Here is a 13,182-nt window from a genome sequence, read left to right as displayed (position 1 = left end):
CATGCCCTATTCCTGGACTGCGGCAAGGGCCCGCAGCCGGGCGTGCGCGTCGCGGTAGGCAGGCTGCGGCTGCGGGAGGAGGGCTTTGTCGACGGCGGCCAGGAGGGTGTAGTTGGGGTCGCAGACGTTGCCGATGGGTGCCCGCCCGGCCTGCGAGATGAGCTGATAGGCGTCGAGCACTTGTAGGCCGCACAGGTCGACGGTCCAGGCGGTGAGGTCCTGGTGGGCCATGCGGTAGGCGTCCTCCAGGGGGCGGGCGCAGCCGACCGACATGATGGTCTTGTCGCTTTCCAGGCGCGGCCAGGCGGTGGCGGCACCCTTGATGACCTCGACGGCGAGGGTGGTGACCGTGGCGATCTCCACGCCGACGCCGCAGGCTTCGCCGTGGCCTTGGCGGGCGTGACCGTCGCCGAGGGCGAGCATCGCCCCATGCACGTTCACCCCGAGATACAGGGTGGTTCCGGCGCGCAGTTCCGGGGTGTCGAGGTTCCCGCCGTAATAGTCCGGAACGATCGTGGAGCGGGACTCCATGCCACCTGGGGCTACGCCGATGGTGCCGATCATGGGATCCAGCGGCAGCTCGATGGTGTGCTCGCTGGCGGTGGCCCGATAACGGACGATGCCCGCGTGCCGGTCGATGTCGTACACCCACACCCGCTCGTCCAGCGGCGGCTGCAACGTGGCTGTGTGCGAGGTCGACGTGAGTGCCCCGAAGTACGGGAAGGTCGCCGATACACCCCAGTTTCGGGCAGGTTGGATCGACACGAGGTGCACGGCGAGGGTGTCGCCGGGCTCGGCGTCCTCCACGAAGAACGGCCCCGACACCGGGTTCAGATACGGCATCTGGCACACCTGCGACGGCAGGTCCGCCGGCCCCCGCACGAGACCGCCGAAGCAGTCCTGCGTGTGCACGGTGAACACATCGCCGGAGCGGACGTGGGCCACCGGGAGACGGCCGCCGAAGGTGTAGGCCAACTCGTCGCGGGCGGGCCGGTAGGTGAAGTGGCTCATCGAGATCACACCCGCTCCATGTCACGCCCGGCGGCCTGGGTGGGGGCCAGGCCGGACAGCACCGGCCGGCGGCCGGTCAGGTACAGGCCGGCCAGGACGACCATGCCCAGGGACAGCCAGGCCAGGCCGAGGCGCTGGGCGGCGATGTTGGCGTTGACCACGACGTAGGCGAGGATCACGAACCCGATGGCGGGCATGAGCAGGTGCGCGAACCAGTTGCCGCTGCGACGGCGGATCAGGTGGTGCACGACCACGGAGACGTGCAGGACCAGGAACGCCACCATCGCCCCGAAGTTGATCAGCGACGACAACAGCGTGATCCCATCCGCCCGCGTCGCCATGTACAGGCCCAGGGCGAGGGACACGACGCCGGTGAGCAGGGTCGCGTTGATCGGCACGCTGCGGCGCACCGACACCTTCGCCAGGAACGCGGGGAGCTGCCTATCACGGGCCATCGCGTACAGCAGCCGGGACGTGGCGATCTGCGCGACCATCGAGTTCGGCAAACCCCAAGCGATCGCGGTCGCCACCGCGCACACCGTCGCCAGCCAGCTTCCGCCGGCCACCGCGGCGGAATCGTAGAACGCGTTGCCGTTCACATCGCCCTCGGCCAGCAGCCCGCCGGGGTTGGGCACGAGCATCGCCGCGAGCCACGTCTGCGCGATGAACAGCACCCCCGCCAGGACGAGCACGGCCGCCATCGCCCGGCCGATCTGCCGGGCGCCGTCACGGGTCTCCTCCGCCAACATGGAGATGCCGTCGAAGCCCAGGAACGACAGCACCGCGATTGACACCGCCCCCGCCAGGAGGGACCAGGTGAAGGTGTCGGCGTTGTAGAACGCGTCCCAGCTGAACCGGCCCCTACCCGTCGCGAGGGCCCAACCGGCGACGACCAAGAACAACGCCAAGACGATCAGCTCACCGACGAGCATCACCCGAGTGACCACCGCCGTCATGCGGATGCCGACCGAGTTGACGATGGTGTTGACCGCGACGAACCCGAGCAGCCACAGCCACACCGGCACCGTCGGCACCGTAGAGTGCATCGCCACCGACGCCACCAGGTACAGCAGGCCAGGAACGAGCACGTAGTCGAGGAGGATCACCCAGCCGGCGAGGAACCCCACCGGCGGGCTGATGCCCCGACCGGCGTAGTTGTAGACGCTGCCTGACATCGGGAACGCCTTCACCATTTGCGCGTACGAGAACGCGGTGAACACCAGGGCCACCACACCGATGGCGTAGGCGAGGGCCACCATGCCGCCGGAGCCCGCATAGACGCTGCCGAAGATCGCCATCGGCGCGATCGGCACCATGTACACCAAGCCGTACGCCAACAGGTCCCGAAACCGCAGCTGGCGGCTGAGTTCCTGCCGATAGCCGTAGCGGGCCAGGTCGTTCGAGGTTGTCATCGGTAATCCTCACGAGGATGAGAAGCGCGGGCAGGGCGCGGAGACGCCTGCCGGGTGGTCGTCAACGACCCGACAGCGACGGGCATTCGCGGTTGACGTTGCTGTGGCAGCCACTCCACTCGTCACTGGTGGTGGCTACATCCGGACCGACGGTGATCCGGCTCGGCAAGCTTGCCAAGCGCATCCACGTGAATGGATCCCCAGTGGTGGTGAGATTTCTCCCCACCCCGCGCACGCCCACGACCTGCAGATACTTTGATCAATTAGCGGCGAGCTACCCACTCCGGGGCCGCTGGCCTCGCCGCGCCCCGTACCGATTCCGGTGAGAGGGGCGATACCGTGCGACAGGAAGCCGCACGTAGGAGGTGACCGCGATGGCAAGAACGACGGGCACCAAGGCGCAGCGTGATCACGTACGCCAGACACTGGCCGGTTTCGGAGCGACACCCACAGCCATCGCCGCCGAGCTCCAGCGCCGCTTCGGGCTGCGCCCCCGGGATGCCTTTCGCCAGGCCCATGGTTGGACCCAGGACGCGGTAGCCGAAAGATTGAACGCCAAAGGAAACGGTTCGGCGACGTTCACCGGGGCGCGGATCAGCGACTACGAGCGGTGGCCCTTCGGCGGTCGTCGGCCCACCTTGGCTGCCTTGAACGCGCTGGCGCAGGTCTTCGGCACCGAACCGGGCAGTCTGGTCGATCTCGACGACCTGACCGCTATGCCGGAAGCAGACCGAGCGGCGCTGAGCGGCGGGAACGCCGCCCCGATGCCTGCACCACTGGTCGCATCCTCGGCACCGCCTGGCGCGATTGCTGAGCCTCTGCGGTGGGACCTCGGCGCTCTGCAGGACGAGACGGAACTGGTGATAGCGGTGGCAGAACGCACGGCGAGCTTCGGCACATGGGCGCAGGCCTCCAACGTCGGGCCTTTCACCCTCGACGATGTCGCTGCCTCCACCCGCAGGATCGCCGTCGACTACCTGACCGAGCCGCCCGTCGTCGTCTACGCGCGGGCTGGGCTCCTGGCCGACCGCGTTTTCCGCCTTCTGCAGACCGGGCGTCAGAACCCTGATCAGTCTCGGGAGCTCTACACCTGGGCGGGCTACCTCTGCACACTGCTCGCCTGGATGGCAGGCGATCTCGGACACCCGGCCGCAGCCGAGTCCCAGGCACGTACCGCCTGGATGTGCGCCGAGACCGTCCGCGACAACACCCTCCGCGCCTGGGTCCTCTCGACGATCAGCAAGACCCACCTATGGGAGCGGCGGTTCGAAGATGCGGCCAACGCCGCCGTGCGCGGCTACGGTCATGCCGCCGAGGGCAGTGCGGCGGTCATGCTGGCGTGCCAGGAAGCGGACGCGTGGGCGGAGATCGGCGCTGTCGAGCCGGCCCGGGCAGCACTGCAACGCGCCGAAGAGGCCCGCCAACATGCCAGTAGCGACCCGGTGGGTGGCCTTCTCGCCTGCGGAACGGTACGTCAACACAACTACGCTGGTTCTGTGCTGCTCCGCATCGGCGAGGCTGCCAACGCCATCCAGCACGCCGAGCACGCCCTGACGGAGGCCGCCGCAGACCCCTCGATCGCCTACGGCACGCTCGCCCAGATTCGCATCTGGGCCGCCGCAGCACATCTCAAAGCCGGCAGCCTCGACGGCGCGGTCTCGGTCCTCTCACCGGTGCTCGCTCTGCCACCCGAACAGCGGCTCGACCCGCTGGTGCACCGCCTGCGCGGCGTCGGGCGCAACATCGCCGGCAACCCGTCGCTGCGCACGAGCATCGAGGCCCGCAGTGTCCAAGCAGCCATCACCGAGTTCTGTGCCACCGGCGCCGCCCGGCAACTTCCATGAAAACCTGGAGAACCCATGGCAGTCCCGCACGCCACCAATATCCGTAACCACTGGTACTGGCGACCGGGTTGGGGCATCGGCTCCCGCTTCTACACCTGGCATATCACCTTCGACGGGCAGCCCGAGGTCGAGAAGCTCGCTGACCAGTACCGGTCTCTACTGTCTTCGCAGCCCAGCCTCGACGTCATTCCTAACCGATGGCTTCACCTAACGATGCAGGGCATTGGCTTCGTCCAAGACGTCGTCAACGCCATCGTGGCCGCCGCCACCGACCGGTGCTCGCGCCTGTCACCCTTCGAGCTCACCATCGGCACCCCCCACGTCGATCCCGAGTCCATCCAGATCGCTGTCGACCCGATCGAGCCCGTGCGGCAACTCCGCGCCGCCATCCGTGCCGCCATCGCCGACGTCTGGGGGCAGGACCGCGTACCCGAGGCCGCCGAGCCCTACAACCCTCATCTCAGCCTGGCCTACACGAACACCGACGGTCCCGCGGCGCCGCTCATGGAGGCGCTTTCCTCCGCGCCGAAAATCAGCGCCGACGCGCTGATTACCTCGTGCCAGCTCATCGTCCTCAACCGCGACAAGGGCATGTACGTGTGGGAACCGTACGCCACTGTAGAGCTCGGTTCCTGAATCATTTTGTACGTCCGCCAGGACACCTCGCGGTGGTGATCGTCCAACCCATGCCTCCTGGCTCCGCACCTCATCGCGAGCGGCAGGAGTCGCCGCCTGCGATGGCTGCTCACTCGGCCGGCGATCCGTGAAGGAGCCTGCGCCCGCTCCAACGGGGAGTGGGCGCAGGTCACGCGGCGCGTGGCGGTGCGGGTTGGTGCAAGCGGAGCAGGCGGGCGAGGGTGGCGGCTTGGTCGATGGTGGGGAGGCCGGCTTCGGCGGCCAGAGCTTGGATCTCGGTCTCGGCGGCGGGGTCGGTCAGGTAGCGGGCCATCAACAGCGTCCGGGGGAGAGGATTCGGAAGAACGAAGTGCGGGATCTCGTTGAGCACGGCCCGTGGCTGGTGCGCGCGCTGGCATCGTCCTGGACTTCGGACTGCTGGGCGCCTGGATCGGCGCGGGCACCATGCGGGACCTGGTCTGGAGCGAGCGCTACGGCTACGGATTCGACCCCTCGCTGGTTCGGGACCTCGACGTCGTCTTCCTCGACCCGACGCCCTCAGCCCTCACCGAACAGATGTGGTGTGGCTGGCTCGCCAGCACGCCCAAGGCGCAGCACTTCCGCCTGTACATCGCCGTCATGTATTGGCACTCGTTGGCGCGCCTGGCGGCCGGTCATACGCTCAGCGACCAGTACTTTCAACGCTGCGTCGCAGAGATCGCCGCAGTCTGGCACGGGGAGCGCTCCGAGACCGGCCTTCGCCAGCGGATCATCGACTCGATCAAGGAGACCGCCGATCTCGTACACGCCGCCTGATCTGCCTGGCTCAGCAACCACGATCGGGCTGACCATCGACACGGTGCTACGGCGCACGGACAAGACCCTGCTGGCGCGAGGCTCGTTCCGCGGCGAACCGGCAGCGGTGAAATATCTGATCGACCCAGATCCGTTCTGGGCGGCCAGGTGGCGGCACGAACTGGACGTGTACGAGGTCTTCGGTGACACCAGCCCGCCGGTCCGCGTTCCTCGGCTGCTCCATACCGACCGTGACCGGCTGCTGGTCCTCGAATGGGTCGACGCATCACCCCTCGCGGTCGAACGCTACCCCCAGCGAGAGCTCGATACCCGAGAGGTCGATGCCGTCCTGCACTGCATCACCGCGTTGAACGAGTGGACCTACCCCGCCGCCCGGCTCTCGCCCACCTTCGACTACTCCGAGCGCGCGGCTCGGTACCAGGCCAAGGGGTACCTCACTGAGGGCCAGCGAGAGGCTCTGGACCGCCTGCTGGCCCGCTGCGACGCGCCGGCACAGCTCAATCACGGCGACCCGCTGGCCAGCAACATCCTCCTCGATGCCGGCCGATCCGACAACGATGACGAGGCCGGAACCACGGCGGTGCTGGTCGACTGGGAGTTCACCGGGCTGTTCCTTCCTGGCTTCGACCTTGCGATGCTCCACACCCAGGTCGGCGCGAGTACGCCAGTGATCCGCGAGCGCATCGAGGCGATCGTGAGTGAGACGGGCATCGAGGCCGCATTCGCGCTCAACCTCGCTGTGGTCCTGACCCGCGAGCTGCGCCTGCACCACGAACTGCCCGAGGACGACCCGACCCGGAGGCGGTGTCTGCCGATCATCGAGGCCGCCTGGACCTCGGCCAGCACCCGCCTACAACGGATCGCCGCCGCGAGGCCAGCATGGCCCAAGTAGCCCTGGTCCACCGGGACCTCCACGAAGTAAGCCGCAGCGGCATCTGCACCCTCTACCGCACCCTGGCCCGCCAGCTGACCGACCTGAGTGGCCCATCGTCATGACCGCTCCGTGGATGCTCACCGATGACGGCTCCACCGGAAAACTGCACCTCGGCCACTATGTCGGCAGCATCGCCAACCGGGTCAAGCTGCACCAGAGTCAACCACGTTGGGCTGACCACCGACGCGATTGCATTACGGGTAAGTGATCCAACAACATCATCGCCGATTGGAGACCGCTCCACGTGTCGAACATCGAGAAGGTAGACGCCGAGCTGCGTGCCCTGACAGCCGGCGTCGACAGAGCTCGCGGCCTTACCGCCGCAGCCGGCACCCAGGCGCAGGAGGTCGGGGTTCGTGCCGCGGGCGCCGGCTTCGCCGCGGTGGCTGCCGGCATGGCGCGGGTCCACAGCGCGATCGGTGAGATCCAGGCTGGTCTGGGCCGCCTCTCCGCCTCGATCGGGGAGGCGGCGCAGGCCACCGCGACGGTGCCCCGCCAGGGCACGCCGCAGGAGACAATCTCCGGGCTCGCGCCGGTGCAGAGCGCGGTGGACGGCGCCCGCGACGCGGCGACCGCAGTGATCAGTCAGGCAGGCGCGGCGCAACAACTCGTCACGGCCGTCCTCCTCGGCGGGCAGCCGGGACCCCTGTTGCAGGCCCTGGACGGCGTCAAGCAGGTCATGGTGCTCATCGTGCAACGTACCGGCGCCGCCCGGCAGTTCGTCGACGCGGCAGCCGCCGAAGCACGACAGCTGGGATCAGCGGGAAACTGACGAGGGCTGGCGGTTCCTCGCCGGCCAGCCCTTCCCTCGACACCGATGGCAGTACGGCCGCAACCACACCCGCCAAGGAAACCCCCGACCTCCCCGGATCGGCCTTCACCCGCTGGAGCAGGCCACCCACAGGCGTTTCCGGCGGCTCACCAACCGGACCACGAACCAGGATCCCACCGCGGGAGGACGAAGCGGTACGGCGCTCACTGGAGTTGGAGAACGAATGCGCCGACACCCTCGCCCACGACGGCTACCGCGTACACCAAAACCCGACACGGCGGGAGATCGCCGATGCACGCCAGAGCACCGGCGACGTGGGCAAGCCCGACAAGGAACCCGACTACCTCATCGAGGGCCACGTCTTCGACTGCTACGCGCCCACCCCCAGCAAAGCGGTACGCGGGGTATGGACGGAAGTGTCGCAGAAGGTGGCGAGGCAGCAGACCCAGCGGGTGGTGCTGAACCTGCAGGACTGGCGCGGTGACATCACCGTCCTGCAGAAGCAGTTCGACGACTGGCCGGTCCCACAGCTCAAGGAACTGGCAGCGGTGACCCGAAGCGGTGCGATCATTCAGATCGTCCGACGAGACTGAGAAAGCAGGCAGCACGTGGGCATCGAGTACCGACTGACCCTGGCCGGCGACATCCCGCTGGAGGACCTCGCCCCCCTCGTCGCCCCACACGGCGTCGAGGAGTCGACACAGCCCGGCTACCCCCGGCTGCTCAGCGCCGACCTCCGGGAGGAACTCGGCTACACGGTCACCATCTACGCAGGCAGCAACGGCTACTTCGACGCCGAAGCCGACGGCGGCGCCCGATGGGAATGGGAACCCGACACGTACACCAACATCGTCTTTGACCTGCGCAAGAACGACCCACCCGAGGACGCGGTCCCGACCATGGTGTCGGCCGTCGGCCGTGTTCTCGCCAGCCGGCAAGAGGATGCCGCGCTCGTGCTCAATGGCAACTGGCTCCTGCTGAGGCGAGTCGCGGGAGAGCTACGCGAACACCGACAATCGTGGTGGGACTTTTACGGCGTTCGGGAGATGATTGTGCGGTAGGCCGGTCGACGGCGGACACCACTCGTCGGCTGTTCCTGCCGGACTTGGCGGTGGGCAGCGACGGAGGCAGCGGGCGCTGAGAAATTGGGGTGTACGCGGAACGGTGTTGTGCTGCCTCCAGACTGGCGGGTGAGGCCGTGGCCAGCTCGCCTGCGGACCCGACGGCGTCGGCCGATGTCTTAGTCGGCACGCTGCGACGCAGGCGGACCCGTGACCGCCTGCGCGGGGCCTTCCTTTCTGCGACCGGCGGATCGAGCCGCCGGTCGTCCTCTGTCGTCGCCAGGGGTATGTCTTCGACTGCTACGCGCCCCACTCCTCCCGTGCCGGGCCGCGCAATCTGGAGCGCGGTATCGAGAAAGGTCGACGCCGAGCAGACCCAAGGCGTGAATTTGAACCTCCACGCCTGGCGAGGAAACCTCGCCGCCCCGCACAAGCAGATCCACGACTGGCCCGCGACAGGGCTGGAGGAACTGGCGGCGGTAACGCGCGACGGTGCGATCCTTAGATCATCCGGCGAGGCTAACGAAGGGACGCGGATGGCTGTCGAGTACCGGTTGACGCTGGCGGGCGACATCCCACTCGAGCAGGTGGCGCAGCTTGCTGCTCCCGGAGCGGCCGAAACGTCCACGGCGTCCGGCGGCAGGATGCTCAGCGGCGACCTGAACGACGAGCACGGGTACGTCGTGGACATCACCGGCGGCCGGCGCGGCTACTGCAGCGCCGAGGACGACGGTGGTGCTCTGTGGGAGTGGGAGCCGGAGGCCTATGTCGATGTCAACTTCTACATGCGCAAGGACACCCTGGTCGACAGGGGTAAACCCCAGATGCTGGCGACGGTGGCCAGGATCCTCGCCGGCACGGCCGAGGATGCGGCCCTGACTCTCAACGGCGACGTGCTGATGCTGACGCGCGTCGCGGGCAGCCTTCGAAAGCACAACACCGACGGCTGGAACGACGAAGACTACGACAGGATTCTCCACCCCTGAAGGGCGTACGCCTACCTGCCTTACTCTCCCTGCGTGGAACTATCCCTGGACTCTGCGTTCGCGATCTTCGACGCCCAGGACTCCGGGTGCCTCTCCTACGGCGTCGAGGCGTCCGGGCGCCGCTGGTTCGTCAAGACAGCCACCACCGCGCCCAGTCGCCGTTCCTTGCTGCGAGCCGCCCAGTTCCGCGCCGCGGTCCAGCACCCGGCGATCGTATGCCCCGAGCAGGTCCTCGACGGGCCGACGCTGGTCTATCCGTGGCATGACGGCAGCGTGCTGAACCACGCCACCGTCCACGGTTCGGACCGCAGCGCACTGCACCGGTTTCAGCAACTACCCCTGCCCGACGTTGAAACAGCCATCGACACCATCCTCGACGCACACCTGGCCATAACCGTTGCCGGATACGTCGCGGTCGACCTCTACGACGGCTGCTTCCTCTACGACTTCCACGCCCGCCGACTCCGCCTGATCGACCTCGACGAGTACCGGCCCGGGCCGTTCACCCTCGACGCCGACCGCCTCCCCGGATCCCGCCGCTACATGGCTCCCGAAGAATTCGTCCGCGGCGGCGTCATCGACCAGCGCACCACCGTCTACACCCTCGGCCGCACCATCCACCACCTCCTCGACTCCCCAACCGGCTGGCGCGGCTCCCGGCACCAGATGCAAGTAGCCGTTAACGCCACCGCCACGACACCTGCCGACCGATACCCCGACGTGGCAGCACTCACCGCCGCCTGGCGCACAACCCTGCCGAGCCCGTAGCCCAGAGCGCGCATCGCGATCTTCGATGATGTGCGCGGTGTGTGCTCTCCAGCGGATGCCAACCGGGGTCAACCGATGCCAACGGGGGTCACCGCGGCCGACCGCCGGTCGCAAACCGGGGTTCGTGTGCTCGAGCCGTGGTCCTGGGCTGGGACAACGGCGGTCCGGGGAACGTGGGTGAACGTGGGCCACTCCCTGCCACCCCAGGTGAACCCCCAGGTCGCTAGACTAGGCCCTCGCGCCCCCGTAGCTCAGGGGATAGAGCATCGGTTTCCTAAACCGTGTGTCGCAGGTTCGAATCCTGCCGGGGGCACCCAGGGTCTGTTTCAAGAGCTGGCTGGTCTGCGGCGGGCCCGGACTGCGGTTCGCCCCGCGGACTCCGCCTCGGTTCGACCGCTGTCAGGAAACTGACCTTCGACGGTCACCAGCGGTAGGACACGTTCACGGGCAGCCGGGAGTGTGGGACCCGCTTCATGTCTGCCTGGGCCTTGGGGTAGTCGTGGTCGATCAGGTAGGTGACTGCGGCGATGGCGGTGAACACCGAGGCGATGATGGTGACTGTCATAAAGCCCCTCGCGGTGGTCGTCGCCGTGCGGACCGAACCGTGCCGCGAGAGGTCGAGGTGCCCTCCGGGCCGTCCCGGAGGGCACCTCGTCATCCACAGAGGTCAGAGGAACTTGTACATCTCGGCGGAGGCGGCCTCGGTGTCGGCGGCCGGCGGAGCGGCCACGGTGACCTTCTCGCCGAAGCCGCTCATCTTCATGTCGGTGACGAGGTCACCGAGACTCTTCGTGGCGATCGTGTAGGACAGGGCGGTGAGCCGGCCGTCGGCGTCGACGGTCGCCTCGAAGGGGATCGCCTGGGGCTCCTTCGCCAGCTTGGCGGTCGACTCGAGGCCCTCGCGCATGCCGCCGTCGGTGCTGGCGGTCGCGGCGGCCTTGTTGAGGTCGGCGGTGCCGCTGTAGTGGCCGGGGCTGACCTCCTGGGCGACCACGACGCCGCCGATGAGGCCGGTCTGTGCCTTCAGGTCGAACGACTGGCGCAGCGAGCTGGTCGGCCGGAGCTTGTTCAGATCGATTTTCATCCAGGGCTTCTCGCCGTCGAGCGAGTCCGACTTGATGTAGGCGACGTCGCCGATCAGCCGGGCCTCGATCGGCTCCGGCGCGGTGCCGGTGATGTGGATCGCCTTGGCGGCGGGGTCGACCTTGCCCTTGAGGCTGACCGACTGGCCGCCGGCCTTGACCGAGGCGTCCATGGTGACCGTGCCGGCGAGGCTGCGTTCCATGGCCTGCCGGACGGCGGCGGCCGGTTCGAGCTTGGGCGTGGTGGGAGCCGAGGACGGTCCGGACCCTCCGGTGTCACCGGAGGTGGTGTCGCAGCCGGCCACGAGGGCGGCGGCGAGGGCAATCGAGAGGACAGGGATCAGTCGACGCATAGACGTGACCCTAACCAAGAAGGTCCACTCCGGGGGGCCCGGCCAACACGGTGGGTCAATCCGCCGGCAGTTGTTCGGCGTGGGTGAGCACCCGGTCGACGAGGCCGTACTCCCGGGCCTGCTCGGCGGTGAACCAACGGTCCCGGTCCCAGTCGCGCTGGATCTCGTCGAGGGTGCGTCCACTGTGCTGGGCGATCAACTCCTGCATGGTGCGCTTGACGTGCAGCATGTTCTCCGCCTGGATGGTGATGTCCGAGGCGGTGCCGCCCATCCCGCCGGACGGCTGGTGCATCATGACCCGTGAGTGCGGCAGCGCGTACCGCTTGCCGGCCGCTCCGGCGCAGAGCAGAAACTGTCCCATCGAGCCGGCGAGGCCGAGCGCCAGCGTGGCGACGTCGTTGCGGACGTAGCGCATCGTGTCGTAGACCGCCATCCCTGCGGTCACCGAGCCGCCCGGCGAGTTGATGTAGAGGTAGATGTCGCGGTCGGCGTCCTCGGCCGCGAGCAGCAGGATCTGCGCGCAGATCTGGTTGGCCGACTCGTCGGTCACCTCGGTGCCGAGGAAGATGATCCGCTCCCGTAGCAGCCGCTCGAACACCTGGTCACCGAAGGTCGGCTGACCGCTGTCCAGCATCCGCACGTCGTACCCGATCATGTGTCGCCGCCTTCCGCGCTGCCGGCGGGCGGCGGAACCGCCTGGGGAACCGGCTCCTCCAGCGTGCGCGCGGCGGCGGTCGCGGCCCAGGGATTCTGCCGCCGGCAGATCGGCCCAGGGCAGAACCCAGCCGGCCTACACCCGGGTCAACCGCCGCCGGCCCGTCCGGGCCCGGCGGCAGGCCAGCATCTTGGAGGTACGCGGACCGGGGCGCCCGGCCGGTGCGGAGGCGATCAGTCGAACTCGCAGCCCCGCCCCTCCGACAGTCGACCCGACGGGCGAGGCTGGACCGCCGACGTGCAGGATCGGCCCGCCCAGCCGCAGCACCGGCCCGGCCGGCTGCCGTGCGGGGGCCGGAGCGGCGGCCACGGGTGGCGTCGCCCCACCGGGCTGAAAGCCGATTCGGAATGCGCGGCCGGTCTCGTTGCGTGGCGCGGGCACCTGTTCCAGCCGGGCCAGAGCGGCCCGGGGTGCGGCGGGGATGCGACGCTCGACTCGGCGCAGATCGTCGCGGGCCGCCTCGAGCAGGTCGGAGAGTTGGATGCCGAGGGCTCGGCAGATCGCCGCCAGGATCTCCGACGAGGCCTCCTTCCGCCCGCGTTCGACCTCCGAGAGGTAGGGCACGGAGACCCCGGCCGCCTCGGCCACCTCGCGCAGGGTGCGGCCCTGGCCCTGGCGTAGCCGGCGCAGCACCCCGCCGATCACTCGTCGTAGCAACGACATGCGGACCTCACTCTCGCGGTCGTCGTCGGGGACCCCTCCCATCATCATGCCGGTTGCCGACGGTCGGGGCCGACCCGTGCATGTCGCGTCGACCGTCGTCGTAGCCCGGGCGTGCGAAGCGCCGCGTACCCGCTATGTTGTGGGCGTGCA

At 68.5% G+C, this 13,182-nt stretch carries 16 protein-coding genes and 1 tRNA gene; 10 read left to right on the top strand and 7 right to left on the bottom strand.

Annotated features, from left to right (window positions below):
* Positions 1 to 6 precede the first annotated feature (6 nt).
* Both ACIBTX_RS01335 and ACIBTX_RS01330 read right to left on the bottom strand, forming a co-directional pair.
* A complete protein-coding gene (locus tag ACIBTX_RS01335; protein ID WP_396832125.1) occupies positions 7 to 1,011 on the bottom strand; it encodes an acetamidase/formamidase family protein in 1,005 nt (334 codons plus the stop codon).
* A 5-nt stretch (positions 1,012 to 1,016) separates the two neighbouring features.
* Positions 1,017 to 2,423, bottom strand: coding sequence for an APC family permease (locus tag ACIBTX_RS01330; protein WP_396831847.1), 1,407 nt, complete (start codon positions 2,421 to 2,423; stop codon positions 1,017 to 1,019).
* 374 nt (positions 2,424 to 2,797) lie between these two features.
* On the opposite strand from ACIBTX_RS01330, the gene ACIBTX_RS01325 reads away from it, so the two are divergent.
* Together ACIBTX_RS01325 and ACIBTX_RS01320 are read left to right on the top strand one after the other, a co-directional pair.
* Entirely contained in the window at positions 2,798 to 4,267 is a 1,470-nt protein-coding gene (locus tag ACIBTX_RS01325; protein ID WP_396831845.1) for a helix-turn-helix domain-containing protein, read from the top strand.
* A gap of 15 nt (positions 4,268 to 4,282) precedes the next feature.
* Positions 4,283 to 4,903 carry a 2'-5' RNA ligase family protein gene (locus tag ACIBTX_RS01320; RefSeq protein ID WP_396831843.1) on the top strand — a complete coding sequence of 207 codons (621 nt, stop codon included), beginning with the start codon at positions 4,283 to 4,285 and terminating at the stop codon, positions 4,901 to 4,903.
* Between the two features lie 169 nt (positions 4,904 to 5,072).
* Here ACIBTX_RS01320 and ACIBTX_RS01315 read toward each other — a convergent pair whose 3' ends face one another.
* Positions 5,073 to 5,273, bottom strand: a complete 201-nt coding sequence (locus ACIBTX_RS01315) for a hypothetical protein (RefSeq protein WP_396831842.1) — start codon at positions 5,271 to 5,273, stop codon at positions 5,073 to 5,075.
* Between the two features lie 5 nt (positions 5,274 to 5,278).
* Between ACIBTX_RS01315 and ACIBTX_RS01310 the strand changes: the two genes are divergently transcribed.
* The 8 genes from ACIBTX_RS01310 (at position 5,279) to ACIBTX_RS01275 (ending at position 10,532) form a co-directional block, all read left to right on the top strand.
* Positions 5,279 to 5,698: a hypothetical protein gene (locus tag ACIBTX_RS01310; protein WP_396831840.1), complete on the top strand. Its 420-nt coding sequence runs from the start codon at positions 5,279 to 5,281 to the stop codon at positions 5,696 to 5,698.
* A gap of 43 nt (positions 5,699 to 5,741) precedes the next feature.
* Positions 5,742 to 6,590, top strand: a complete 849-nt coding sequence (locus ACIBTX_RS01305) for a phosphotransferase family protein (RefSeq protein ID WP_396831839.1) — start codon at positions 5,742 to 5,744, stop codon at positions 6,588 to 6,590.
* A gap of 286 nt (positions 6,591 to 6,876) precedes the next feature.
* Positions 6,877 to 7,404 (top strand): DUF6244 family protein, encoded by a 528-nt coding sequence (locus ACIBTX_RS01300; RefSeq protein WP_396831837.1) that lies wholly within the window; start codon positions 6,877 to 6,879, stop codon positions 7,402 to 7,404.
* Between the two features lie 206 nt (positions 7,405 to 7,610).
* Positions 7,611 to 7,997 (top strand): hypothetical protein, encoded by a 387-nt coding sequence (locus ACIBTX_RS01295; RefSeq protein WP_396832123.1) that lies wholly within the window; start codon positions 7,611 to 7,613, stop codon positions 7,995 to 7,997.
* A 15-nt stretch (positions 7,998 to 8,012) separates the two neighbouring features.
* A complete protein-coding gene (locus tag ACIBTX_RS01290; protein ID WP_396831835.1) occupies positions 8,013 to 8,465 on the top strand; it encodes a SitI3 family protein in 453 nt (150 codons plus the stop codon).
* 536 nt (positions 8,466 to 9,001) lie between these two features.
* Complete coding sequence (locus ACIBTX_RS01285; RefSeq protein WP_396832122.1) at positions 9,002 to 9,451, top strand: SitI3 family protein; 450 nt, start codon at positions 9,002 to 9,004, stop codon at positions 9,449 to 9,451.
* Between the two features lie 33 nt (positions 9,452 to 9,484).
* Positions 9,485 to 10,219, top strand: coding sequence for a serine/threonine protein kinase (locus ACIBTX_RS01280; RefSeq protein ID WP_396831833.1), 735 nt, complete (start codon positions 9,485 to 9,487; stop codon positions 10,217 to 10,219).
* 240 nt (positions 10,220 to 10,459) lie between these two features.
* Positions 10,460 to 10,532 (top strand) — tRNA-Arg (locus ACIBTX_RS01275).
* Positions 10,533 to 10,640: 108 nt separating this feature from the next.
* Here the strand turns inward: ACIBTX_RS01275 and ACIBTX_RS01270 are convergent.
* The 4 genes from ACIBTX_RS01270 to ACIBTX_RS01255 form a co-directional block, all read right to left on the bottom strand.
* On the bottom strand, positions 10,641 to 10,784 hold the full coding sequence (locus ACIBTX_RS01270; RefSeq protein WP_396831832.1) for a hypothetical protein: 144 nt from the start codon (positions 10,782 to 10,784) through the stop codon (positions 10,641 to 10,643).
* 102 nt (positions 10,785 to 10,886) lie between these two features.
* Positions 10,887 to 11,654 carry a hypothetical protein gene (locus ACIBTX_RS01265; protein WP_396831830.1) on the bottom strand — a complete coding sequence of 256 codons (768 nt, stop codon included), beginning with the start codon at positions 11,652 to 11,654 and terminating at the stop codon, positions 10,887 to 10,889.
* A gap of 55 nt (positions 11,655 to 11,709) precedes the next feature.
* Positions 11,710 to 12,309 carry an ATP-dependent Clp protease proteolytic subunit gene (locus ACIBTX_RS01260; protein ID WP_357124333.1) on the bottom strand — a complete coding sequence of 200 codons (600 nt, stop codon included), beginning with the start codon at positions 12,307 to 12,309 and terminating at the stop codon, positions 11,710 to 11,712.
* A 135-nt stretch (positions 12,310 to 12,444) separates the two neighbouring features.
* Positions 12,445 to 13,032: a helix-turn-helix transcriptional regulator gene (locus tag ACIBTX_RS01255; protein WP_357124336.1), complete on the bottom strand. Its 588-nt coding sequence runs from the start codon at positions 13,030 to 13,032 to the stop codon at positions 12,445 to 12,447.
* Positions 13,033 to 13,182 lie beyond the last annotated feature (150 nt).

This window comes from Micromonospora sp. NPDC049359, assembly GCF_044466585.1.
Classification (GTDB): domain Bacteria; phylum Actinomycetota; class Actinomycetes; order Mycobacteriales; family Micromonosporaceae; genus Micromonospora.
The sequence above is the reverse complement of the archived record's forward strand: the minus strand, read 5'-3'. Positions and strand labels throughout refer to the sequence as shown.

Excerpts from the sequence above, each read along its gene's own strand:
- ACIBTX_RS01320 (WP_396831843.1), top strand. The coding sequence starts at position 4,283 with ATGGCAGTCCCGCACGCCACCAATATCCGTAACCACTGGTACTGGCGA.
- ACIBTX_RS01260 (WP_357124333.1), bottom strand. The coding sequence starts at position 12,309 with ATGATCGGGTACGACGTGCGGATGCTGGACAGCGGTCAGCCGACCTTC.
- ACIBTX_RS01270 (WP_396831832.1), bottom strand. The coding sequence starts at position 10,784 with ATGACAGTCACCATCATCGCCTCGGTGTTCACCGCCATCGCCGCAGTC.
- ACIBTX_RS01325 (WP_396831845.1), top strand. The coding sequence starts at position 2,798 with ATGGCAAGAACGACGGGCACCAAGGCGCAGCGTGATCACGTACGCCAG.
- ACIBTX_RS01330 (WP_396831847.1), bottom strand. The coding sequence starts at position 2,423 with ATGACAACCTCGAACGACCTGGCCCGCTACGGCTATCGGCAGGAACTC.
- ACIBTX_RS01265 (WP_396831830.1), bottom strand. The coding sequence starts at position 11,654 with ATGCGTCGACTGATCCCTGTCCTCTCGATTGCCCTCGCCGCCGCCCTC.
- ACIBTX_RS01255 (WP_357124336.1), bottom strand. The coding sequence starts at position 13,032 with ATGTCGTTGCTACGACGAGTGATCGGCGGGGTGCTGCGCCGGCTACGC.
- ACIBTX_RS01285 (WP_396832122.1), top strand. The coding sequence starts at position 9,002 with ATGGCTGTCGAGTACCGGTTGACGCTGGCGGGCGACATCCCACTCGAG.
- ACIBTX_RS01335 (WP_396832125.1), bottom strand. The coding sequence starts at position 1,011 with ATGAGCCACTTCACCTACCGGCCCGCCCGCGACGAGTTGGCCTACACC.